At 52.0% G+C, this 24,265-nt stretch carries 21 protein-coding genes and 1 pseudogene; 15 read left to right on the forward strand and 7 right to left on the reverse strand.

Annotation, left to right across the window (positions count from 1 at the left end):
* Window positions 1-12: 12 nt before the first annotated feature.
* The 3 genes and pseudogenes from clcA to erpA all read left to right on the forward strand — a co-directional run bounded on the left by clcA (window position 13) and on the right by erpA (window position 1,860).
* Window positions 13-1,434, forward strand: a complete 1,422-nt coding sequence (gene clcA, locus FDW92_RS19300) for a H(+)/Cl(-) exchange transporter ClcA (RefSeq protein ID WP_042312194.1) — start codon at window positions 13-15, stop codon at window positions 1,432-1,434.
* A gap of 23 nt (window positions 1,435-1,457) precedes the next feature.
* A pseudogene (gene yadW, locus FDW92_RS23140) lies at window positions 1,458-1,523 on the forward strand (small protein YadW).
* Entirely contained in the window at window positions 1,516-1,860 is a 345-nt protein-coding gene (gene erpA, locus FDW92_RS19305; RefSeq protein ID WP_006686771.1) for an iron-sulfur cluster insertion protein ErpA, read from the forward strand. The pseudogene yadW and the gene erpA overlap by 8 nt, the downstream one beginning before the upstream one ends.
* 100 nt (window positions 1,861-1,960) lie before the next feature.
* Here erpA and FDW92_RS19310 read toward each other — a convergent pair whose 3' ends face one another.
* The 3 genes from FDW92_RS19310 to mtnN are packed head-to-tail and all read right to left on the reverse strand — an operon-like array spanning window position 1,961 to window position 4,113.
* Window positions 1,961-2,584, reverse strand: coding sequence for a TRIC cation channel family protein (locus FDW92_RS19310; protein WP_038637378.1), 624 nt, complete (start codon window positions 2,582-2,584; stop codon window positions 1,961-1,963).
* 37 nt (window positions 2,585-2,621) lie between these two features.
* Window positions 2,622-3,422 (reverse strand): vitamin B12 ABC transporter substrate-binding protein BtuF, encoded by an 801-nt coding sequence (btuF, locus tag FDW92_RS19315; RefSeq protein ID WP_042312193.1) that lies wholly within the window; start codon window positions 3,420-3,422, stop codon window positions 2,622-2,624.
* A complete protein-coding gene (gene mtnN, locus FDW92_RS19320) occupies window positions 3,415-4,113 on the reverse strand; it encodes a 5'-methylthioadenosine/S-adenosylhomocysteine nucleosidase (RefSeq protein WP_042312191.1) in 699 nt (232 codons plus the stop codon). Before mtnN ends, btuF begins: the two co-directional genes overlap by 8 nt.
* 83 nt (window positions 4,114-4,196) lie before the next feature.
* Here mtnN and dgt point away from each other — a divergent pair, with 83 nt between their 5' ends.
* The 3 genes from dgt to cdaR all read left to right on the forward strand — a co-directional run bounded on the left by dgt (window position 4,197) and on the right by cdaR (window position 8,581).
* Window positions 4,197-5,714 (forward strand): dGTPase, encoded by a 1,518-nt coding sequence (gene dgt, locus FDW92_RS19325; RefSeq protein ID WP_042312189.1) that lies wholly within the window; start codon window positions 4,197-4,199, stop codon window positions 5,712-5,714.
* A 129-nt stretch (window positions 5,715-5,843) separates the two neighbouring features.
* Window positions 5,844-7,277: a serine endoprotease DegP gene (gene degP / locus FDW92_RS19330; protein ID WP_042312187.1), complete on the forward strand. Its 1,434-nt coding sequence runs from the start codon at window positions 5,844-5,846 to the stop codon at window positions 7,275-7,277.
* Window positions 7,278-7,423: 146 nt separating this feature from the next.
* A complete protein-coding gene (gene cdaR, locus FDW92_RS19335; RefSeq protein WP_042312184.1) occupies window positions 7,424-8,581 on the forward strand; it encodes a DNA-binding transcriptional regulator CdaR in 1,158 nt (385 codons plus the stop codon).
* An 83-nt stretch (window positions 8,582-8,664) separates the two neighbouring features.
* On the opposite strand, the gene FDW92_RS19340 is transcribed toward cdaR, so the two are convergent.
* The 4 genes from FDW92_RS19340 to map form a co-directional block, all read right to left on the reverse strand.
* Complete coding sequence (locus FDW92_RS19340; protein WP_003018562.1) at window positions 8,665-9,051, reverse strand: DUF3461 family protein; 387 nt, start codon at window positions 9,049-9,051, stop codon at window positions 8,665-8,667.
* Window positions 9,052-9,160: 109 nt separating this feature from the next.
* Window positions 9,161-9,985, reverse strand: a complete 825-nt coding sequence (dapD, locus tag FDW92_RS19345; RefSeq protein ID WP_006686779.1) for a 2,3,4,5-tetrahydropyridine-2,6-dicarboxylate N-succinyltransferase — start codon at window positions 9,983-9,985, stop codon at window positions 9,161-9,163.
* Window positions 9,986-10,016: 31 nt separating this feature from the next.
* A complete protein-coding gene (glnD, locus tag FDW92_RS19350) occupies window positions 10,017-12,689 on the reverse strand; it encodes a bifunctional uridylyltransferase/uridylyl-removing protein GlnD (protein ID WP_042312181.1) in 2,673 nt (890 codons plus the stop codon).
* A gap of 113 nt (window positions 12,690-12,802) precedes the next feature.
* On the reverse strand, window positions 12,803-13,597 hold the full coding sequence (gene map / locus FDW92_RS19355) for a type I methionyl aminopeptidase (RefSeq protein WP_038637400.1): 795 nt from the start codon (window positions 13,595-13,597) through the stop codon (window positions 12,803-12,805).
* A gap of 451 nt (window positions 13,598-14,048) precedes the next feature.
* On the opposite strand from map, the gene rpsB reads away from it, so the two are divergent.
* The 9 genes from rpsB (at window position 14,049) to bamA (ending at window position 24,248) form a co-directional block, all read left to right on the forward strand.
* Window positions 14,049-14,774 (forward strand): 30S ribosomal protein S2, encoded by a 726-nt coding sequence (gene rpsB, locus FDW92_RS19360; protein WP_003018553.1) that lies wholly within the window; start codon window positions 14,049-14,051, stop codon window positions 14,772-14,774.
* 136 nt (window positions 14,775-14,910) lie between these two features.
* On the forward strand, window positions 14,911-15,762 hold the full coding sequence (gene tsf / locus FDW92_RS19365; RefSeq protein ID WP_003018551.1) for a translation elongation factor Ts: 852 nt from the start codon (window positions 14,911-14,913) through the stop codon (window positions 15,760-15,762).
* A 145-nt stretch (window positions 15,763-15,907) separates the two neighbouring features.
* Entirely contained in the window at window positions 15,908-16,633 is a 726-nt protein-coding gene (pyrH, locus tag FDW92_RS19370; RefSeq protein WP_003018549.1) for a UMP kinase, read from the forward strand.
* A gap of 139 nt (window positions 16,634-16,772) precedes the next feature.
* Window positions 16,773-17,330 carry a ribosome recycling factor gene (frr, locus tag FDW92_RS19375; RefSeq protein WP_006686783.1) on the forward strand — a complete coding sequence of 186 codons (558 nt, stop codon included), beginning with the start codon at window positions 16,773-16,775 and terminating at the stop codon, window positions 17,328-17,330.
* Between the two features lie 97 nt (window positions 17,331-17,427).
* Window positions 17,428-18,624 (forward strand): 1-deoxy-D-xylulose-5-phosphate reductoisomerase, encoded by a 1,197-nt coding sequence (gene ispC, locus FDW92_RS19380; protein ID WP_042312180.1) that lies wholly within the window; start codon window positions 17,428-17,430, stop codon window positions 18,622-18,624.
* Window positions 18,625-18,811: 187 nt separating this feature from the next.
* On the forward strand, window positions 18,812-19,570 hold the full coding sequence (gene ispU, locus FDW92_RS19385) for a (2E,6E)-farnesyl-diphosphate-specific ditrans,polycis-undecaprenyl-diphosphate synthase (RefSeq protein ID WP_032940405.1): 759 nt from the start codon (window positions 18,812-18,814) through the stop codon (window positions 19,568-19,570).
* 12 nt (window positions 19,571-19,582) lie between these two features.
* Window positions 19,583-20,440 carry a phosphatidate cytidylyltransferase gene (gene cdsA / locus FDW92_RS19390; protein ID WP_038637406.1) on the forward strand — a complete coding sequence of 286 codons (858 nt, stop codon included), beginning with the start codon at window positions 19,583-19,585 and terminating at the stop codon, window positions 20,438-20,440.
* Between the two features lie 11 nt (window positions 20,441-20,451).
* On the forward strand, window positions 20,452-21,804 hold the full coding sequence (gene rseP, locus FDW92_RS19395; RefSeq protein ID WP_042312175.1) for a sigma E protease regulator RseP: 1,353 nt from the start codon (window positions 20,452-20,454) through the stop codon (window positions 21,802-21,804).
* A gap of 29 nt (window positions 21,805-21,833) precedes the next feature.
* Entirely contained in the window at window positions 21,834-24,248 is a 2,415-nt protein-coding gene (bamA, locus tag FDW92_RS19400) for an outer membrane protein assembly factor BamA (RefSeq protein WP_042312173.1), read from the forward strand.
* The last annotated feature ends 17 nt before the right edge of the window (window positions 24,249-24,265 follow it).

The following is a 24,265-nucleotide window of genomic DNA, read 5'->3' on the forward strand; positions in this document are numbered from 1 at the left end:
AATGATCATCTGATGAAGACAGACACTCCCTCTTTTGAAGCACAGCAAATTGTGCGTTTACGCCGCAGGGATCAAATCCGTCGACTCCTGGAACGAGATAAAACGCCGTTGGCGATCCTCTTAATGGCCGCGGTAGTGGGTACCGTGACGGGACTTGTGGGCGTAGCCTTTGAGAAAGCGGTGACCTGGGTGCAGAATCAGCGCATAGGCGCGCTGGCTCAGGTTGCGGACCATGCCATTCTGCTGTGGCCGCTGGCGTTTATCCTCTCTGCATTGCTGGCGATGGTCGGCTATTTTCTGGTGCGTAAATTTGCACCGGAAGCGGGCGGTTCGGGGATCCCAGAGATTGAAGGCGCTTTGGAAGAGTTACGACCCGTGCGCTGGTGGCGCGTTCTGCCGGTGAAATTTATCGGCGGTATGGGCACACTGGGCGCTGGGATGGTGCTCGGGCGAGAAGGGCCGACCGTGCAGATTGGCGGCAACATTGGACGCATGGTGCTGGATATTTTCCGTATGCGCAGCGCCGAAGCGCGGCATACCCTGCTGGCTACCGGTGCCGCAGCGGGCTTGTCGGCGGCGTTTAATGCTCCTCTGGCGGGGATCCTGTTCATTATTGAAGAGATGCGTCCACAGTTTCGCTATAACCTCGTGTCGATCAAAGCCGTGTTTACCGGCGTCATCATGTCGAGCATTGTGTTTCGCGTTTTCAACGGTGAAGCCCCGATTATTGAAGTTGGCAAGCTCTCCAATGCGCCGGTGAATACGCTGTGGCTGTATCTGGTGCTGGGGATTATTTTTGGCTGCGTCGGACCATTGTTTAATACCATGGTGTTGCGTACCCAGGACATGTTCCAGCGTTTCCACGGTGGCGAGATTAAAAAATGGGTGCTCATGGGCGGTGCGATTGGCGGCCTGTGCGGGATCCTTGGATTAATTAAACCTGAAGCGGCAGGTGGCGGGTTTAACCTGATCCCGATTGCTGCGGCAGGCAATTTTAGCGTCGGTCTGCTGCTGTTTATCTTTATTACCCGGGTTATTACCACGCTGCTGTGCTTCTCGTCCGGTGCGCCTGGTGGGATTTTTGCCCCGATGCTGGCGTTGGGCACGCTGCTTGGTACCGCGTTCGGTATGGCCGCAGCGGCCTCCTTTCCGCATTATCACCTCGAGGCCGGGACCTTCGCCATCGCCGGAATGGGGGCTTTGTTGGCGGCGTCGGTAAGGGCGCCGCTCACCGGTATTGTGCTGGTGCTGGAGATGACCGATAACTATCAGCTCATTTTGCCAATGATTATTACCTGTCTTGGCGCAACACTATTAGCCCAATTTATGGGCGGAAAGCCGCTATACTCGACTATCCTTGCCCGCACGCTGGCAAAACAGGAAGCGGAGCAGGCGGCAAAAAGCCAGGGTACCGCCGCTGGCGAGAATACTTGAACGAAATACCAGGGTATTAGATAATGGCTTTAACCATTGGGTTATAATTTGCCCAATTGCCAATGTCGTTTGGAGCAAAATATGAGTGATGACGTAGCGCTGCCACTGCAATTTACTGAAGCAGCAGCCAATAAAGTAAAAAGCCTGATCGCTGACGAAGATAACCCGAACCTGAAATTACGCGTGTATATCACCGGCGGTGGTTGCAGTGGTTTTCAGTATGGTTTCACCTTTGATGATCAGGTGAACGATGGTGACATGACCATTGAGAAACAAGGTGTTGGTCTGGTGGTTGATCCGATGAGCCTGCAATATCTGGTGGGTGGTTCGGTTGACTATACCGAAGGTCTGGAAGGTTCCCGCTTCGTTGTGACTAACCCGAATGCTAAAAGCACCTGCGGGTGTGGTTCTTCTTTCAGCATCTGATTGCTGTTCGTTATGCCGGATGGCGACGCGAGCGTGTTATCCGGCCTACAGGAAAGATGTTCCAGGCCCGATAAGCGTAGCGCCATCGGGCAAAACAATATCAACGCCCGTTATCATCCAGCGCAAACGTCGGCAATTTCAAATGCCAGCGAATGGCGGCCAGCCGAATCAGCAGGGTGACAATCATCCCCATCATACTGGCGTTTTCCAGTGAAACATCAAAGGTATAAAACGCGGTCGCATGTACGATCCCGCCGATAATACAGGCTGTCGCGTAGATTTCGGTGCGCAAAATCATCGGTACTTCACGGGCTAATACGTCACGAATGATCCCACCGCCAACGCCGGTAATCACTCCCATACAAATCGCCACCAGAGGCCCTGTTCCGGCTATAAAAGCTTTGTTGACGCCAATGCCCACGAATACCGCCAGACCAACGGCATCCAGCACCGGCAGGATCCACTTCGGCAACCGTCGGGGCTGACGCACCAGCAGGATCGTCAGCATGCTGGTGATCATCGCCACCACCAGATCGGTAGGATCCTTAACCCAAAAAACCGGTCCGTTATCCAGCGCCATATCGCGGATCGTCCCGCCACCGACGGCTGTTACCACGCCTAAGACCAGAACGCCGAAGGGATCCATACGCAGTTTACCGGCAAGCAATACGCCAGAGATAGCAAATACCGCGGTACCGACAATATCCAGCCAATAGACGAGCATGTTTAAATCCTCACAACAAACCTGGTGGGGGCAGGCGCTAATTTACCTGTGAAAGCGCATTGCAGAGTTGTTTTGCGGCGAGGATAATACGCGGGCTCGCGCGTTCGAACCAGTCACTATTAAGTGTAATAATGGGTATTTTTAGCTGGTTTCCCCAGTATTGCTCAATTTTCAGCGTTTCGCCCGAACCACCGGTGGCAACGATAGCCTGCGGCGCTCTTGCCAGGACCTGTTCACGGCTAACCTGCGGCCATGGAACCCGACTGCCGGCAAAGATGTTTTCTCCACCGCATACCTCAAGAACCTCATGCTGAATGGAGCCTTTTCCACTGGTAAACAGAGGATTCGCCCCAAACTGCAGAAACACGCGTTTTTTCGGTTTGTTGGCATACTGAGATTTTAGTAAAGCATATTCATCAAGCAACGTTTTTGCTGCCTGTTTGGCCTGCTCTGGTCTGGGGCTCCATGGCGCCAACTGGCGTAGCGCATCGGCGACCTGCTCAATGGTAACAGCATCCACCCAGATAACCTTAACACCCAGCGCGGTCAGTTGATTTACCTGCCGCTCAGCATTTCCCCCGCGCCAGGCGACGACCAAATCCGGTTTCAGCGCCACAATGCGCTCCAGATTCATGCCTTGCCAGGTTGAGACCTCTTCAATATTTTTGGCCTCGGGCGGGTAATTTGAGTAGCTACTGACGCCAACGGGGGTAATGCCGGCGGCAAAGGCGAGTTCAGTATTGGCGGGAGAAAGCGTAACAACACGCGGTGCGGCGTAAAGGAACGCCGGGAGAGTGAAAAGCAGGGCGACCAGCGCCCTGGAGAGTAATTTAGCCATGCGCCAGTTTCTGTACCAGCGTTTCAACCATCAGGCTTGACTGCTTCGCGGCGACCACCAGGAACTCGTCAAAGCTGAGATGGGACTGCTGATCGGCGACGTCAGAAATGGCGCGAACCACGACGAACGGCACGTTAAAATTGTGGCAAACATGCGCAATCGCGGTTGCTTCCATCTCAACGGCAATCGCCTGTGGGAAGTTATGTTGAATTTTTGCCAGGCCAACAGAGCCATTAATGAAGGCATCGCCGCTGACGATAAGCCCACGGACAGCATTCAGATTCAGTTCTGCAATGCAGGCTTCTGCCGCAGCAATCAGTGCAGGATCGGCTTTGAAACCCGCCGGGCAACCCGGTAGCTGACCAAATTCATAGCCAAATGCCGTGACGTCGGCATCGTGATAGCGCGCTTCATCAGAAACCACGATATCGCCAACTTTCAGCGTAGAGGCCAGGCCGCCCGCTGAACCGGTATTAATGATGGCGTCCGGCTTGCAGCGTTCAAGCAGCAACGTAGCGCCCAGTGCAGCAGCGACTTTACCGATGCCTGATTTCAGTAGCGCAACCTCAGTACCGTTCAGTTGGCCGGTGTAAATTTCACAACCGCCGAGAGCGATGGTCTGACGGTTTTCGATTTTGTCACGCAGTAGCGTAACTTCTTCTTCCATTGCACCAATGATGCCGATTTTCATAGATTTACTCGCGATAAGCCAGATTTGAGGGCATAGTCTATCATGCGCTTAAGGGGTAGCGCATTTCTCAGGCGGGAGAGGACATGGCACAGATCGATTTCCGAAAAAAAATAAACTGGCATCGTCGTTACCGTTCGCCGCAGGGCGTGAAGACTGAGCATGAGATCCTGCGTATTTTCGAAAGCGATCGTGGACGTATTATCAATTCTCCGGCAATTCGCCGACTGCAACAAAAGACCCAGGTCTTTCCGCTGGAACGTAATGCGGCTGTGCGCACGCGTTTAACGCACTCAATGGAAGTTCAGCAGGTTGGCCGCTATATCGCGAAAGAGATCCTCAGCCGACTAAAAGAGCAAAAGTTGCTGGAGCAGTATGGCCTGGATGAACTGACGGGACCGTTTGAAAGTATTGTCGAAATGTCCTGCCTGATGCACGACATTGGCAATCCGCCGTTTGGTCACTTTGGTGAAGCGGCAATTAATGACTGGTTCCGCCAGCGACTGTATCCCGCAGATGCGGAAAGTCAGCCACTCAGCGATGACCGCTGTCTGGTGGCGGCATTACGTTTGCGCGAAGGCGAAGAGTCGCTGAATGATATTCGCCGTAAGGTGCGACAAGATTTATGTCATTTTGAAGGTAATGCGCAAGGGATTCGTCTGGTACATACCCTGATGCGCATGAATCTTACCTGGGCGCAGGTTGGCGGTATTTTGAAATATACCCGTCCGGCGTGGTGGCGTGGTAATGCGCCTGCAACACACAACTATTTAATGAAGAAACCAGGCTATTATCTTTCTGAAGAACTGTATATTGAGAGGTTACGTAAAGAATTATCATTAGCGCCTTACAGTCGCTTTCCATTAACCTGGATTATGGAAGCTGCCGATGATATCTCTTATTGCGTGGCCGATCTGGAAGATGCCGTTGAGAAAAGAATCTTTAGCGTCGAGCAACTTTATCACCATCTGCATGAGGCGTGGGGACACCACGAAAAAGGTTCCCTGTTCAGTCTGGTGGTAGAGAACGCCTGGGAGAAATCACGTTCAAATACATTAAGCCGGAGTACCGAAGATCAGTTCTTTATGTATTTACGCGTTAATACATTGAATAAACTGGTGCCGTACGCTGCTCAGCGATTTATCGATAACTTGCCGCAGATTTTTGAGGGATGTTTTAATCACGCGCTGTTAGAAGATGCCAGTAGCTTCAGCCAGTTGCTGGGGGTCTATAAAAATGTGGCGATAAAACATGTGTTTAGTCACCCAGACGTTGAGCAACTGGAGTTACAGGGCTATCGGGTGATCAGCGGGCTGCTGGAAATCTATCAACCGTTATTAAAAATGACTCAGTCAGATTTTACTGAACTGGTCGAAAATGAAAGAGTAAAACGTTTTCCTATCGAGTCCCGGTTATTTCAGAAGCTGTCCACTCGCCATCGCCTTGCTTATGTTGAGGCGGTCAGTAAAATATCGGTTGGCTGCGCTGAGTTTTCTGTTCTGGAATATTATTATCGCTGTCGTTTGATTCAGGATTATATCAGCGGGATGACAGATTTATACGCCTGGGATGAATATCGCCGGTTAATGGCAGTAGAACAATAAATAATCATTTGTAAAGGCCGACAATAAAATTTTACTTTTTCCTTAAACTTAAATCTGGAACTTAGCGCTATAAAACGACTCTGACGTATACAGCAATTTTGCGTTACCTGTTAATCGAGAACGAAACACATGAAAAAAACCACATTAGCAATGAGTGCACTGGCTCTGAGTTTAGGTTTGGCGTTGTCCCCCTTGTCTGCAACAGCGGCTGAAACGGCGTCTTCAGCAACGACCGCCCAACAGATGCCAAGCCTGGCCCCGATGCTTGAAAAAGTGATGCCATCGGTGGTGAGTATTAACGTCGAGGGGAGCACGACGGTGAATACGCCGCGCATGCCGCGTAATTTCCAGCAGTTCTTCGGTGATAATTCCCCGTTCTGCCAGGACGGTTCTCCGTTCCAGAGTTCCCCGTTCTGCCAGGGCGGCGCACCGGGCGCTGACAACGGCGGCGGCCAGCAGCAAAAATTTATGGCGCTGGGCTCCGGCGTAATTATTGATGCTGCGAAAGGGTATGTTGTGACCAACAACCACGTGGTGGATAACGCCACGGTAATTAAGGTTCAACTAAGCGATGGCCGTAAGTTTGACGCGAAGATCGTGGGTAAAGATCCGCGCTCCGATATCGCGCTGATCCAGATTCAGGATCCGAAAAACCTGACAGCAATTAAGCTGGCAGATTCTGACGCGCTGCGCGTGGGTGATTACACCGTGGCAATTGGTAACCCGTTTGGCCTCGGCGAGACCGTTACCTCCGGTATCGTTTCTGCGCTGGGCCGTAGCGGCCTGAATGCGGAAAACTACGAGAACTTTATCCAGACCGATGCTGCGATCAACCGGGGTAACTCCGGTGGCGCCCTGGTCAACCTGAACGGTGAGCTGATCGGGATTAATACCGCGATCCTCGCGCCGGACGGCGGTAATATCGGGATCGGCTTTGCAATCCCAAGCAACATGGTGAAAAACCTGACCTCGCAGATGGTTGAGTTCGGCCAGGTTAAACGTGGCGAGCTGGGCATTATGGGTACCGAGCTGAGCTCTGAGCTGGCGAAAGCGATGAAAGTTGACGCCCAGCGTGGCGCATTCGTCAGCCAGGTCATGCCGAACTCTTCCGCAGCGAAAGCGGGTATTAAAGCCGGGGATGTGATTACCTCCCTGAACGGTAAACCTATCAGCAGCTTTGCCGCCCTGCGTGCGCAGGTGGGAACTATGCCGGTAGGCAGCAAAATTAACCTTGGCCTGCTGCGCGACGGGAAGCCTGTTACAGTGAATCTGGAACTGCAGCAGAGCAGCCAGACCCAGGTTGATTCCAGCTCTATCTTCAAAGGCATTGAAGGTGCCGATATGAGCAACAAGGGTCAGGACAAAGGGGTCGTGGTAAGCGAAGTGAAACCGAATTCTCCGGCGGCACAGATTGGCCTGAAGAAAGGGGATGTGATTATCGGTGCTAACCAGCAACCGGTGAAAAATATCGCCGAACTGCGCAAAATTCTCGACAGCAAACCCGCTGTACTGGCGCTGAACATTCAGCGTGGCGACAGCTCCATCTATCTATTGATGCAGTAATCTCCCTCACCCCTTCCTGCACAGGAAGGGGTTTCTTTTTGTGATACCTCCCACAACTCCATACTTCTCTCTTGCGCTTTGTGCATTTGCACAATGTTGTCGTTTGTTATCTTCCTTATGCTTGAGCTCTGCACACAGGAGGGTTTATGGCTGGCTGGCATCTTGATACCAAAATGGCGCAGGATATCGTGGCGCGTACCATGCGCATCATTGATACCAATATCAACGTAATGGATGCCCGTGGGCGGATAATCGGCAGCGGCGATCGCGAACGAATTGGTGAATTGCACGAAGGCGCGCTGCTGGTGCTTTCTCAGGGGCGGGTGGTCGATATTGACGATGCGGTCGCACGGCATTTACACGGTGTGCGACAGGGGATCAATCTGCCGCTGCGTCTTGAAGGCGAAATCGTTGGCGTTATCGGTCTTACCGGCGAACCGGAACATCTGCGTAAATACGGTGAATTGGTGTGTATGACCGCCGAAATGATGCTGGAACAGTCACGTCTGATGCATCTTTTAGCCCAGGACAGCCGTCTGCGCGAAGAACTGGTGATGAACCTGATTCAGGCGGAAGAAAATACCCCGGCGCTAATGGAATGGGCGCAGCGTTTAGGCATCGATTTGAACCAGCCGCGCGTGGCAGCGGTAGTTGAAGTCGACAGCGGTCAGCTTGGCGTTGACAGCGCGATGGCTGAGCTACAGCAATTACAGAATGCGTTGACCACGCCAGAGCGTAATAATCTGATTGCGATTGTTTCCCTGACTGAGATGGTGGTGCTGAAACCCGCGCTCAATCAGTTTGGCCGCTGGGATGCCGAAGATCATCGCAAGCGCGTTGAACAGCTTATTACCCGGATGAAAGAGAACGGACAGCTGCGTTTTCGCGTCTCGCTCGGCAACTATTTTACCGGGCCTGGCAGCATTGCCCGTTCGTATCGTACGGCGCGTACCACCATGATGGTCGGTAAGCAGCGGATGCCGGAAAGCCGAAGCTATTTCTATCAGGATCTGATGCTGCCGGTACTGCTGGACAGCCTGCGCGGCGGCTGGCAGGCCAATGAGTTGGCGCGTCCGTTGGTACGGTTAAAAGCAATGGATAATAACGGCTTGCTGCGTCGGACATTGGCGGCATGGTTTCGGCATAACGTTCAGCCGCTGGCGACCTCAAAGGCATTGTTTATTCATCGTAATACGCTGGAATATCGCCTGAATCGTATTTCAGAACTGACCGGGCTGGATTTGGGGAATTTTGACGACAGACTGCTACTGTATGTGGCGTTGCAGTTAGATGAGCAGCATTGATTGCCTGATGGCGCTACGCTTATCAGGCAAAATGCCGGGTGGCGGCTTCGCCTTACCCGGCCTACGAATACATCCACTCGCGGTTATTTACGCGTCAGTTTTTCCAGATCGGCTTCAATTTCGCTGATCTTGTTGGTCACGACGCTTTCCAGATGACGTAAATCATCGAGGATCTTACGTTTAAGATCGACTTCGCTGCGATCGCGCTGGCAGATCTGATCCAGTTCATCGATCACATAGCGCAGGTTGGGGCTGATCTCCTGCACTTCTTTATAACCCTGGCCGACGCCATCGGCGACAACCGTTTTACGCTGGCGGGGATATTTGAACTTCACGCTCTTGGCAAAAAACTCGCCTTTATCCTTCTGGAAATAGATTTTCAGGATATCGTTGTTGGCTTCTTGCCGCAGGCTGTAACGATCGATCTCTTCAGGATTAGTAATGCCCAGACTTTTCAGATTGTCATACATAGCGGTACCCTTAAGCTCACTATAACCATTGAATAATTAACGAAAAGCCTTGTTTACGCCACTCGCAGATGTAAAAAAAGCGGGCTAAGCCCGCTTTTTCAAATTGCTGTTAGTCGATGGTGCGTAACAGTTCGTTGATTCCCACTTTGCCACGCGTTTTGGCATCAACCTTTTTCACTATCACCGCGCAGTACAGGCTGTATTTGCCATCTTTCGACGGCAGGTTGCCGGAAACGACAACGGAGCCCGCCGGAACGCGGCCATAATGCACTTCGCCAGTTTCGCGATCATAAATACGGGTGCTCTGGCCGATGTATACGCCCATGGAGATAACGGAGCCTTCTTCGACGATCACGCCTTCTACTACTTCAGAACGCGCACCGATGAAGCAGTTATCTTCAATGATGGTCGGGTTAGCCTGTAACGGCTCCAGTACGCCGCCAATGCCAACGCCGCCGGACAGGTGTACGTTTTTACCGATTTGCGCACAGGACCCGACAGTCGCCCAGGTATCAACCATCGTACCTTCATCAACATAAGCGCCGATGTTTACGTAAGATGGCATCAGCACGGTGTTACGGGCGATAAACGCGCCCTGACGCACGGCCGCAGGCGGAACCACGCGGAAACCTTCCTTCTGGAAGCGCGCTTCGTCATAGTCGGCGAATTTCATCGGCACTTTATCGAAGTAACGGCTTTCCGCACCATCGATAACCTGATTATCGTTAATACGAAAAGAGAGCAGGACCGCTTTTTTCAGCCACTGATGCGTGACCCACTGACCCTCAATCTTTTCTGCGACGCGCAGAGCACCGGAATCCAGTAAAGAAATAACCTGATTCACCGCTTCGCGGGTTACGGTATCCACATTTGCCGGAGTAATGTCGGCACGGCGCTCGAAAGCGGATTCAATAACGTTCTGTAACTGCTGCATTGTTAAACTCTTTCCATAATAAATAAAAACATCACCCTTTATCGTTTGGATTGAGGGCCTCTGTCAACCGTTGATGCACTTCCTGCTGCAGCTCATTATTAAGGGCGCGCCGGTCGGCGGTGGCGATTATGAATAAATCTTCTACTCGCTCGCCAATAGTTGTAATTCGGGCGCCATGCAGCGAAATTCCCAGATCGGCAAAAATCTGCCCGACCCTCGCCAGCAGTCCTGGCTGGTCGAGAGCAATAAGCTCGAGGAATGATTTTCGGTCGGTATGAGTTGGTAGAAAAGTCACTTCGGTATCGACGGTGAAATGACGTAATTTTGCCGGCTGGCGACGCGGTTGCGGCGGCTGCCAGCTACGCTGAGTGATCGCCTGTTCCAGCCCAAAACGGATCGCTTCGTGTCGGTCTGACGACAGCGGGCTGCCGTCCGGCTCCAGCACAATGAACGTATCCATCGCCATCCCATCACGGGTGGTGAAAATCTGCGCATCGTGGACGCTCAGATTACGCCGGTCCAGTTCGGCGCAAACGGCGGCAAACAGATACGGGCGATCCGGACTCCAGATAAAGATTTCCGTTCCTCCACGCGTTGCCTGCGGGCTAAGCAGAATGAGCGGCTCTTTGAGGTCATGTTGTAAGAGATGACGCGCATGCCAGGCCAGTTGATTTGGACTGTGGCGCACGAAATAGTTCGCCCGACAGCGTGACCAGATATGGTGCAGCGCTTCTTCATCAATGTTATCCATCCTCAATAACGCCAACGCCTGAAGCTGATGGTGACGCACGCGCTCGCGCATATCCGGCGTGTTTTGCATCCCACGCCGTAGCTGTTTTTCCGTGGCAAAGTACAGCTCGCGCAGCAGGCTTTGCTTCCAGCTATTCCACAGCGTTTCGTTGGTGGCGCAAATATCCGCAACGGTCAGGCACACTAAAAAGCGCAGGCGGTGTTCCGTTTGCACTTCTTCGGCGAATTGCTTAATCACTTCGGGATCCTGAATATCGCGACGTTGAGCGGTGACTGACATCAGTAAATGCTGGCGCACCAGCCACACGATCAGCTGTGTTTCGCGGGAGTTCAGGCCGTGCAGCTCGGCGAATTTGAGTACGTCCTGAGCACCGAGAACCGAATGATCGCCACCGCGGCCTTTGGCGATATCATGGAACAAAGCGGCAATCAGAATTAGCTCCGGCTGCCGCAGGCGCGGCCACAGATCCACACACAGTGGATGGCGCTGGCGGGTATCTTCGTTGGCAAAACTTTCCAGCTTGAGCATTACGCGAATGGTGTGTTCGTCCACCGTATAGGCATGAAACAGGTCAAACTGCATTTGGCCGACTATATGCGACCATTGCGGCATATAGGCCCACAATACGCTGTGGCGATGCATCGGCAGCAGGCCGCGGCTCACCGCGCCCGGATGGCGTAACATGCTGAGAAACAGCGAGCGCGCTTCCGGGATATAGCATAACGGCTGCGTTAAATGACGACGGGCATGGCGCAGATGGCGCAGCGTGGTGGAGTAAATCCCGCTGATTGCGCTGTTACGCACCATGATGTAAAACATCCGCAATATCGCTTCGGGTTTGCGGATAAACAGGTCATCGCTGCGCAGATCAATCAAGGAGCCGCGCAGTTGAAAGTCGTCATCAATCGGACGCGGCTTTTCGTCGGCGGGCATAGCGAGGATCGCCTCGTCGAACAGCTGCAACAGCATGTGGTTCAGTTCGCTGACCCGTCGTGTGACGCGGAAGTAGTCTTTCATCATCCGCTCGATAGGCTCATTGCCCTCGCCGCCGTAGTTTAGCCGTTGGGCTACGCTGAGCTGACGATCAAACAGCAGGCGGTTATCGTAACGACTCACGATCAGGTGCAGAGCAAAGCGTATGCGCCACAGGATATGCAAGCATTCATTCAGCTCGGCACGCTCCGCCAGCGTCAAAAAGCCGAAACCAACCATCTCATCCAGTGAGGTTGCGCCAAAATGGCGGCGGGCGACCCATTGTAGAGTGTGGATGTCGCGCAGGCCGCCGGGGCTGCTTTTGATATCGGGTTCCAGATTGTAGCTGGTGCCGTGATAACGCTGGTGGCGTTGGTTTTGCTCTTCCACTTTGGCGGCGTAAAACTTATCGGACGGCCAGAAACCTTCGCTAAAAATATGCTTTTGTAGCTCAAGAAACAGCGCCACGTCGCCAATCAGCAGGCGTGTTTCTATCAGATTAGTGGCGACGGTTAAATCTGATAAACCTTCCAGCAGACACTCTTCCAGCGTACGCACGCTGTGGCCCACTTCCAGCCTCACGTCCCACAACAGCGTTAACAGCTCACCGACTTTTTCGGCCTGCGCGTCAGGGAGCTTTTTACGGCTGAGGATCAACAGGTCAATGTCGGAAAGCGGGTGCAGTTCGCCGCGCCCGTAACCCCCAACGGCAACCAGCGCCAGGTCGGCAATTTGGCCAAAACCGGCTTCAATCCACAGGCGTTGTAGCAACTGGTCAATAAATTCGGTACGGGCCTCAATGAGCTGTTCAGCGGAAATTCCGCTGTCAAACGCTTCGCCTAACCAGCGCTGGAACGTGTCGATATGCGCTTTAATGCCGGCGCAGTTGAGATCATTCTGTGGCCAGGTTCCGGGGTTTTGCGGTTGGCCAGGCAGGGTGGGGAGGGCTGTATTTGCGTGCTGTTCAGGAAGAGTATTCATTATGCGCCACCCATTAAAAAGCCGGATGATGGCGTGAACGCCTTATCCGGCCTACGAAGTAGTACAATTTGTAGGCCTGATAAGATGCGGAGGCATCGCCATCAGGCAAAACATTATTCGTCGTGTGTGATGATCGCCGGGATGGTGTCATCCTTGCGTAACGTCAGGATCTCACAGCCGTTTTCCGTCACCACAATAGTATGCTCATACTGAGCAGACAAGCTGCGGTCTTTGGTTTTCACCGTCCAGCCGTCTTTCATGGTGCGGATGCGGTAATCACCGGCATTCAGCATCGGTTCTACGGTGAAGGTCATGCCCGGCTGCAGTACCACGCCGCCGTCGTCTGCATCGTAGTGCAGAACCTGAGGCTCCTCGTGGAAGCCTCGACCGATACCGTGACCGCAGTATTCACGTACTACAGAGAAGCCTTCGCCTTCCGCGTATTTCTGAATCGCTGCACCCAACGTGCGCAGGCGAATGCCCGGTTTAACCATCCGCAGCGCCAGATACAGGCTTTCCTGCGTTACACGGCACAGACGTTCGCCAAGAATGGTGGGCTTGCCGACGATAAACATTTTAGAGGTATCGCCGTGGAATTCGTCTTTAATCACGGTCACGTCGATGTTAACGATATCACCATCTTTCAGGTGCTTCGCGTCGTCCGGGATCCCGTGGCACACCACTTCGTTAATCGAGATACACACGGATTTAGGGTAACCGTGGTAGCCCAGGCACGCGGAAATGGCCTGCTGCTCATTAACGATGTAGTCATTACAGATGCGATCCAGTTCGCCGGTGCTGACGCCCGGTTTAATGAACGGTTCGATCATCTCCAGTACTTCCGCCGCCAGACGGCCAGCGACGCGCATTTTTTCGATTTCTTCAGGGGTCTTGATTGAGATAGCCATGAATTCTGTCCATCAGTGCCGATTATTTTCGGCAATAATTGTGTAAGTGCTGACAATGGTATCAGTCAGGGGTGTACCCTGCCAAATTGAGAATCATTCTGAACTTCGCCTTTCGTGCCACAGGTGCGTTGGCTACATTTTTTCACCCCGGTCACTTACTGGCCGTAAGCTCCCGGGGATTCAAAAATTTGCCGTCTGCCTGTAACACGAAATTCATCGTTCAATTCAGCACTGAGTGCCAACAATTATTGGTGTCGGTGGCGTATTTGTGGTATAAAGCGCGCCGGACTTCCGATCCATTCGAAGACTACACACGATGGACGGGAGCGACAAATCTCACTTTGTGTAACAACACACACGTATCGGCACATATTCCGGGGTGCCCTTTGGGGTCGGTAATATGGGATGCGTGGAGGCTTAACCCCAACTTTTATATATAGAGGTTTTAATCATGGCAACTGTTTCCATGCGCGACATGCTCAAGGCTGGTGTTCACTTTGGTCACCAGACCCGTTACTGGAACCCGAAAATGAAGCCGTTCATCTTCGGTGCGCGTAACAAAGTTCACATCATCAACCTTGAGAAAACTGTACCGATGTTCAACGAAGCTCTGGCTGAACTGAACAAGATCTCTGCTCGTAAAGGTAAAATCCTTTTCGTTGGTACTAAACGCGCTGCAAGCGAAGCGGTGAAAGAAGCTGCTAACAGCTGCGACCAGTTCTTCGTGAACCATCGCTGGCTGGGCGGTATGCTGACTAACTGGAAAACCGTTCGTCAGTCCATCAAACGTCTGAAAGATCTGGAAACTCAGTCTCAGGACGGTACTTTCGAAAAGCTGACCAAGAAAGAAGCGCTGATGCGTACTCGTGAGCTTGAGAAACTGGAAAACAGCCTGGGCGGTATCAAAGACATGGGCGGTCTGCCGGACGCTCTGTTCGTAATCGATGCTGACCACGAGCACATTGCTATCAAAGAAGCAAACAACCTGGGTATCCCGGTATTTGCTATCGTTGATACCAACTCTGATCCGGACGGTGTTGACTTCGTTATCCCGGGTAACGACGACGCAATCCGTGCTGTGACCCTGTACCTGGGCGCTGTAGCTACTACCGTTCGTGAAGGCCGTTCTCAGGATCTGGCTTCCCAGGCGGAAGAAAGCTTCGTAGAAGCTGAATAATAAGGCACGCTCGTTAGAGCCCTTATAGACCAGGTAGTATCACGTTTGGTTAGGGGGCCTGTATATGGCCCCCTTTTTCACTTTTAAATCTGTGCGGTTTCATGCCGGGCAGATCAAATCTTCCGAGGATTTTAGAATGGCTGAAATTACCGCATCCCTGGTAAAAGAGCTGCGTGAGCGTACTGGCGCAGGCATGATGGATTGCAAAAAAGCACTGACTGAAGCTAATGGCGACATCGAGCTGGCAATCGAAAACATGCGTAAGTCCGGCGCAATCAAAGCGGCGAAAAAAGCAGGCAACGTTGCTGCTGACGGCGTAATCAAAACCAAAATCGACGGCAACATCGCTTTCATTCTGGAAGTTAACTGCCAGACTGACTTCGTTGCTAAAGATGCTGGTTTCCAGGCATTTGCTGACAAAGTACTGGACGCTGCCGTTGCTGGCAAAATCACTGACGTTGAAGTTCTGAAAGCACAGTTCGAAGAAGAACGTGTTGCGTTGGTTGCTAAAATCGGTGAGAACATCAACATTCGTCGCGTGGCTTCCCTGGAAGGCGAAGTTCTGGGTAACTACCAGCACGGTGCGCGTATCGGTGTTCTGGTTGCTGCAACTGGCGCTGACGAAGAACTGGTTAAACAGCTGGCAATGCACGTTGCTGCAAGCAAACCAGAATTCGTTAAGCCGGAAGACGTTTCTGCTGAAGTGGTAGAGAAAGAATACCAGGTTCAGCTGGACATCGCCATGCAGTCTGGCAAGCCGAAAGAAATCGCAGAGAAAATGGTTGAAGGCCGCATGAAGAAATTCACCGGCGAAGTTTCTCTGACTGGCCAGCCTTTCGTTATGGAACCGAGCAAATCTGTTGGTCAGCTGCTGAAAGAGCACAATGCTGACGTAACTGGTTTCATCCGCTTCGAAGTGGGTGAAGGCATCGAGAAAGTTGAGACTGACTTTGCAGCAGAAGTTGCTGCGATGTCCAAGCAGTCTTAATTTTTAATGGAGCCGCCTGAGGGCGGCTTCTTTTTGTGTCTGGCTTGTAAATTCAGCGAACCGCTATAGTGGTCATGCTGAAAAGCGACATACAATGTCGCCGGAATTAACTCATCTCATTCGTTGACAGTCTCAGGAAAGAAACATGGCTACCAATGCAAAACCCGTCTACAAACGTATTCTGCTTAAGTTAAGTGGCGAAGCTCTGCAAGGTTCAGAAGGCTTCGGTATTGATGCAAGCATACTTGACCGTATGGCTCAGGAAATCAAAGAGCTGGTTGAGCTGGGTATTCAGGTTGGCGTAGTGATTGGTGGCGGTAACCTGTTCCGTGGCGCTGGTCTGGCGAAAGCAGGGATGAACCGCGTTGTGGGCGACCACATGGGCATGTTAGCCACCGTAATGAACGGTCTGGCGATGCGCGATGCGCTTCACCGCGCCTATGTGAACGCTCGCTTGATGTCCGCCATTCCTCTGAACGGCGTGTGTGATAACTACAGCTGGGCGGAAGCTATCAGCCTGCTGCGTAACAACCGCGTTGTTATTTTGTCTGCAGGTACCGGCAATCCGTTCTTCACTACCGATTCAGCAGCCTGTCTGCGCGGTATTGAAATTGAAGCGGATGTAGTACTGAAAGCCACCAAAGTGGACGGCGTATTTACTGCCGACCCGGCTAAAGATCCTACGGCGACCATGTACGAACAGTTGACCTACACTGAAGTACTGGATAAAGAGCTGAAAGTGATGGATCTGGCAGCGTTCACGCTGGCTCGTGACCACAAATTGCCGATTCGTGTCTTTAACATGAACAAACCGGGTGCGCTGCGCCGTGTTGTTATGGGTGAAAAAGAAGGCACGTTAATCACGGAATAATTCCCGTTGCGGCTAAATGCAGGTAATATTCCGCTTTAATGTCGCGGGATACGTCCCTCAAAATTAATCAAGACTATACTTGTCACACCTTGCGTGGTGGGTATGGTCTGACTGAAACGAGCTTTCAAGGATTCGTAACGTGATCAACGATATCAGAAAAGATGCTGAAGTACGCATGGACAAATGCGTCGAAGCGTTCAAAAATCAAATCAGCAAAATTCGTACGGGCCGTGCTTCTCCTAGCCTGCTGGATGGTATTGTCGTGGAATATTACGGCACGCCGACTCCGCTGCGCCAACTGGCAAGCGTAACGGTTGAAGATTCCCGTACCCTGAAAATCAACGTGTTTGACCGCTCCATGGGACCTGCCGTTGAAAAAGCAATTATGGCTTCCGACCTTGGTCTGAATCCAAGTTCAGCGGGTTCCGACATCCGCGTTCCGCTGCCTCCGCTGACCGAAGAACGTCGTAAAGATCTGACCAAGATCGTGCGTGGCGAAGCGGAAGGCGCGCGTGTTGCGGTACGTAACGTACGCCGCGATGCAAACGACAAAGTGAAAGCGCTGTTGAAAGATAAAGAGATCAGCGAAGATGACGATCGCCGTTCTCAGGACGAAGTACAGAAACTGACTGACGCAGCGATCAAGAAAGTTGATGCGGCGCTGGCAGAGAAAGAAACGGAACTGATGCAGTTCTGATTCATCTGTACGCTAAAAACGCCGCTTAGAAGGCCTGCAAGGGCTGGATGGCGGCGTTTTGCTTTTTCTGCCTATACCCTATTTTTCTGGATGTCTCATGAAGCAATTAACCATCCTGGGATCAACCGGTTCCATTGGTTGCAGTACGCTGGATGTAGTACGCCATAACCCGGAAAAATTTCGTGTTGCTGCGTTGGTTGCGGGTAAGAATGTTGCCCGTATGGTGGAGCAATGCCTGGAATTTTCTCCTCGCTATGCGGTAATGGACGATGAAAAAAGCGCGGCATTGCTAAAATCGGCTCTGCTGGAGCAGGGTAGCCGCACTGAAGTTATGAGTGGACAGCAGGCTGCCTGTGATATGGCCGCGCTGGATGATGTTGATCAGGTTATGGCGGCGATTGTCGGCGCAGCGGGCTTGCTGCCGACGCTTTCGGCGATCCGCGCGGGCAAAAGCATTTTGCTGGCGAACAAAGAGTCTCTGGTAACCTGCGGACGTCTGTTTATGGACGACGTGAAACGCCACAAAGCGCAGCTATTGCCGGTTGATAGCGAGCATAACGCGATTTTTCAGAGTTTACCGCAACCGATCCAACTCAATCTGGGATACGCTGACCTTGAGCAAAACGGCGTCGTGTCCGTGCTGCTTACCGGGTCTGGTGGCCCTTTCCGTGAAACGCCATTGCGCGATCTGGTTGCTATGACCCCCGATCAGGCATGTCGTCATCCGAATTGGTCGATGGGACGAAAAATTTCTGTCGATTCAGCCACCATGATGAATAAAGGTCTGGAATACATTGAAGCGCGTTGGTTATTTAATGCCAGCGCAAGCCAGATGGAAGTGCTGATTCATCCGCAGTCGGTTATTCATTCGATGGTTCGTTATCAGGATGGCAGCGTTCTGGCGCAGTTAGGGGAACCTGACATGCGTACACCTATTGCCCATACGATGGCATGGCCGGAACGTGTGAAGTCTGGCGTTAAGCCTGTCAACTTTTGCCAACTCAGTGCGTTGACGTTTTCCGCACCTGACTACCAGCGCTATCCGTGCCTGAAACTGGCGATGGACGCGTTTGAGCAAGGGCAGGCGGCGACGACCGCCCTGAACGCCGCGAATGAAATTACCGTTGCCGCATTTCTGGCGCAGCAGATTCGATTTACCGATATTGCCGATCTTAATTTATCCGTACTGGATAAGATGGATTTGCAGGAGCCGCAGAGCGTTGATGACGTACTGAAGGTTGATGCCATCGCGCGGGAAGTTGCCAGAAAAGCAGTGATGCGACTCTCAAGCTGATGATAATCCCTCTACGGAAGATCGTGCTATTTGTTAGCGTTGGGCTTCAGTGATATAGTCTGCGCCACTCGATCGCGGGTAGTTGCTTTTTGTCGGTCGGGTAAGCCGTGGTTTGACACGGCTTTTTTGTGTGAGGGCTTCAGTATTCCTGAGTACCGTAAATCCTTTCAGGGACTAAAAACGCGTTATGTTGTCTGCAACTAAACCATTAAGCGAAAATTTGCCAGCACATGGTTGCCGCCATGTAGCAATCATCATGGATGGCAATGGCCGCTGGGCGAAAAAGCAAGGGAAGATTCGCGCCTTTGGGCATAAGGCCGGAGCAAAATCCGTCCGCCGGGCTGTCTCTTTTGCTGCCAATAACGGTATTGATGCGTTAACGCTGTATGCCTTTAGCAGTGAGAACTGGAACCGACCTGCGCAGGAAGTGAGCGCGTTAATGGAACTGTTTGTGTGGGCGCTTGATAGCGAAGTGAAAAACCTGCATCGCCATAACGTACGTCTGCGTATTATCGGGGATATCAGTCGATTTAACTCACGTTTGCAAGAACGGATTCGCAAATCAGAAGCGCTTACCGCCCAGAATACCGGGTTGACGCTGAATATTGCAGCGAATTACGGTGGACGGTGGGATATTGTCCAGGGAGTCAGGCAACTGGCACAACAGGTGCAGGAAGGTCTGCTGCGTCCAGAGCAAATCGATGAAGAGATGCTTGGGCAGCAAATTTGTATGCATGAACTGGCCCCTGTGGATTTAGTGATAAGGACTGGGGGAGAGCATCGAATTAGTAATTTTCTGTTATGGCAAATTGCCTATGCCGAACTTTACTTTACGGATGTTCTCTGGCCCGATTTCGATGAACAAGACTTTGAAGGTGCGCTGCATGCCTTTGCTAATCGTGAGCGTCGTTTCGGCGGCACCGAGCCCGGTGATGAAAAAGCTTGATGGGGGTCGCTTTTGCTGAAGTATCGCCTGATTTCTGCTTTTGTTTTAATACCCGTTGTCATCGCGGCGCTGTTTTTGCTGCCGCCGGTGGGGTTCGCCATTGTTACGCTGGTCGTCTGTATGCTGGCCGCCTGGGAATGGGGACAGTTAAGCGGTTTTACCACGCGTACACAGCGAGTCTGGCTGGCGGTTTTGTGCGGGCTATTGCTGGCGCTAATGCTATTTTTACTGCCAGAATACCATCGCAATATTCATCAGCCGCTGGTTGAAGTATCGCTATGGGCGTCGCTGGGCTGGTGGATCGTCGCGCTGTTACTGGTACTGTTTTACCCAGGTTCGGCGTCGGTCTGGCGTAATTCCAAAACATTACGCATAATTTTCGGCGTACTAACCATTGTTCCTTTCTTTTGGGGAATGCTGGCGCTACGGGCATGGCACTATGATGAGAATCATTATAGTGGCGCGCTATGGCTGCTGTATGTCATGATCCTCGTCTGGGGAGCGGACTCTGGCGCGTATATGTTTGGTAAGCTGTTTGGCAAACACAAACTGGCGCCGAAGGTTTCTCCTGGTAAAACCTGGCAGGGTTTTATTGGCGGACTCGCTACTGCGGCCGTGATCTCATGGGGTTATGGCATGTGGGCGAATCTTGAAGTTGCGCCTGTCACCTTGCTTATTTGCTCCATCGTTGCAGCCCTGGCCTCCGTGCTGGGTGACCTGACTGAGAGTATGTTTAAGCGTGAAGCAGGTATTAAGGACAGTGGTCACTTAATTCCAGGACACGGCGGTATTCTGGATCGTATTGATAGCCTGACGGCTGCGGTACCGGTCTTTGCTTGCCTGTTGTTACTGGTATTCAGGACGCTCTAACGGATGGTCTTATGCTGAGTATTCTCTGGAATCTGGCTGCATTCATCGTCGCACTCGGTGTGCTTATCACCGTGCATGAATTTGGTCATTTCTGGGTTGCACGGCGCTGCGGAGTCCGCGTTGAGCGCTTTTCCATTGGCTTTGGAAAAGCGCTTTGGCGTCGTACCGATAAATTGGGTACAGAATACGTCATCGCTCTAATCCCCCTCGGCGGTTACGTCAAAATGCTGGATGAGCGCGCTGAACCGGTGGTACCGGAGCAGCGCCATTACGCTTTCAACAATAAAACGGTTGGGCAACGCGCAGCCATTATTGCCGCAGGTCCGATTGCAAACTTCCTTTTTGCTATTTTCGCTTACTGGCTGGTGTTTATCATCGGTGTCCCTGGCGTTCGTCCGGTTGTTGGTGAAATAACGCCCAACTCGATTGCTGCGCAGGCGCAAATTCAACCAGGTACGGAACTAAAAGCGGTTGATGGTATCGAAACCCCTGATTGGGATGCCGTGAGACTGCAGTTGGTTGCCAAAATTGGCGATGAGCATACGACGCTCAGCGTGGCGCAGTTTGGCAGTGACCAGCGGCAGGACAAAACGCTGGATTTACGCCATTGGGCATTTGAGCCAGACAAACAGGATCCCGTCTCCAGTTTAGGGATTCGCCCACGCGGTCCACAGATTGAACCAGTGCTGTCAGAAGTGCAGGTTAACTCGGCTGCAAGTAAGGCGGGTTTGCAAGCTGGCGACAGGATCGTTAAAGTCAATGGTCAGCCGCTGACGCAATGGATGACGTTCGTGACGCTGGTGCGCGATAATCCGGATGAGCCGTTAGCGCTAGATATTGAAAGACAAGGAAGTTCCTTGTCTTTAACGTTAACCCCAGATTCAAAACAGGTTAACGGGAAGGCAGAAGGTTTTGCGGGCGTGGTGCCTAAAATTATTCCTCTGCCTGATGAGTATAAGACTGTACGCCAGTATGGGCCCTTCAGCGCCATCCTCGAAGCCTCGGATAAAACGTGGCAGTTGATGAAGCTGACGGTCAGTATGCTGGGAAAATTGATTACCGGTGATGTAAAACTGAACAACCTCAGTGGGCCGATTTCTATCGCCCAGGGGGCTGGGATGTCAGCGGAGTTCGGGGTGATTTATTACCTGATGTTCCTTGCGCTTATCAGCGTGAACTTAGGGATAATTAACCTGTTTCCGTTGCCCGTTCTTGACGGGGGGCATCTGCTGTTCCTGGCGATTGAAAAGCTGAAGGGCGGTCCGGTATCCGAGCGGGTTCAAGACTTTAGTTATCGCATTGGCTCTATCTTGCTGGTGTTGTTAATGGGGCTTGCACTTTTCAATGATTTCTCTCGGTTGTAAGAGAGTGTTAGGAAGAACGCATAATAACGATGGCGATGAAAAAGTTGCTCATAGCGTCGCTGCTGTTTAGCAGCGCCACCGTATACGGTGCTGAAGGGTTCGTAGTGAAGGACATTCATTTCGAAGGCCTGCAGCGAGTCGCCGTTGGTGCGGCTCTCCTCAGTATGCCGGTGCGCACAGGCGACACGGTTAATGATGAAGACATCAGTAATACCATTCGTGCTCTGTTCGCCACCGGTAACTTTGAGGATGTCCGCGTCCTGCGCGATGGTGATACCCTTCTGGTTCAGGTAAAAGAACGTCCGACGATTGCCAGCATCACTTTCTCCGGTAACAAATCGGTGAAAGACGACATGCTGAAGCAAAACCTCGAGGCGTCTGGCGTACGTGTTGGCGAGTCTCTGGATCGCACCACGCTTGCCGATATCGAAAAAGGCCTGGAAGATTTCTACTATAGCGTCGGTAAGTACAGCGCCAGTGTGAAAGCGGTGGTAACGCCGTTGCCGCGTAACCGCGTTGACCTCAAACTGGTCTTCCAGGAAGGTGTTTCGGCGAAGATCCAACAGATCAATATCGTCGGCAACCATGCTTTCTCGACTGACGAACTTATCTCTCACTTCCAACTGCGTGATGAAGTGCCGTGGTGGAACGTGGTGGGCGATCGTAAATACCAGAAACAGAAACTCGCGGGCGATCTTGAAACCCTGCGCAGCTACTATCTGGATCGCGGTTATGCTCGTTTCAATATCGATTCTACCCAGGTCAGCCTGACGCCGGATAAAAAAGGTATCTACATCACCGTTAACATCACTGAAGGCGATCAGTACAAGCTTTCTGGAGTCGAGGTGAGCGGTAACCTGGCCGGACACTCCGCCGAAATTGAGAGCCTGACCAAAATCGAGCCAGGCGAACTCTATAACGGCACCAAAGTGACCAAAATGGAAGATGATATCAAGAAGCTTCTGGGGCGCTATGGCTATGCCTATCCGCGCGTTCAGTCGCAGCCTGAAATCAACGATGCCGACAAAACCGTTAAATTACGCGTAAATGTGGATGCGGGTAACCGTTTCTATGTGCGTAAGATTCGCTTTGAAGGTAACGACACGTCTAAAGATTCCGTTTTGCGTCGCGAAATGCGTCAGATGGAAGGCGCATGGTTGGGCAGCGATCTGGTCGACCAGGGTAAAGAACGTCTGAACCGTCTGGGTTACTTTGAAACCGTCGATACTGATACTCAGCGTGTTCCGGGCCGTCCGGATCAGGTTGATGTGGTCTATAAGGTGAAAGAGCGTAACACCGGTAGCTTTAACTTCGGCGTCGGTTACGGTACCGAGAGCGGCGTGAGCTTCCAGGCTGGCGTTCAGCAGGATAACTGGTTAGGTACCGGTTATTCCGTCGGTATTAACGGCACCAAAAACGACTACCAGACCTATACTGAGCTATCTGTCACCAACCCGTACTTCACCGTTGACGGTGTGAGCCTTGGCGGCCGCGTCTTCTATAACGACTTTGAAGCGGATGATGCAGATCTGTCCGACTATACCAACAAAAGTTATGGTACTGACGTAACGCTCGGCTTCCCGGTTAACGAATACAATACGCTGCGTGCTGGTCTGGGTTATGTACATAACAAACTGTCCAACATGCAGCCGCAGATTGCGATGGATCGTTATCTTGAGTCGATGGGACAACCTGCTGATACCAGCAGTTTTGCCGCTGATGACTTCACCTTTAACTACGGTTGGACATATAACAAGCTTGACCGTGGCTACTTCCCGACAGACGGTACGCGCGTCAACCTGAATGGTAAAGTGACCATTCCGGGTTCTGATAACGAATACTACAAATTGTCGATGGATACCGCGACCTACGTGCCGATTGATGACGATCACAAATGGGTTGTCCTGGGCCGTACCAAGTGGGGTTATGGTGATGGCATCGGTAGCAAAGAGATGCCGTTCTACGAGAACTTCTATGCTGGTGGTTCCAGTACCGTGCGTGGTTTCCAGTCGAATACTATCGGCCCGAAAGCGGTTTATAAAAATGGCGCCCACACTAGCTGGGACGATAATAATGATTACGAAGACTGTACCAAGGAAGCTGGCTGTAAATCTGATGATGCGGTAGGTGGTAACGCCATGGCTGTAGCCAGCCTGGAATTTATTACCCCAACGCCGTTCATCAGCGACAAGTATGCCAACTCGGTTCGTACCTCCTTCTTCTGGGATATGGGTACCGTTTGGGATACAAACTGGGATCCGTCATCTGCGCCGTCGGATGTACCGGACTATAGCGATCCGAGCAATATCCGTATGTCAGCAGGTATCGCTTTACAATGGATGTCCCCATTGGGGCCGTTGGTTTTCTCCTACGCCCAGCCGTTCAAGAAGTACGATGGAGACAAAGCGGAACAGTTCCAGTTTAACATTGGTAAAACCTGGTAATTGTTCTTCGCAAAGGA

The organism is Citrobacter sp. wls706 (genome assembly GCF_005281305.1).
Lineage (GTDB): Bacteria > Pseudomonadota > Gammaproteobacteria > Enterobacterales > Enterobacteriaceae > Citrobacter > Citrobacter werkmanii.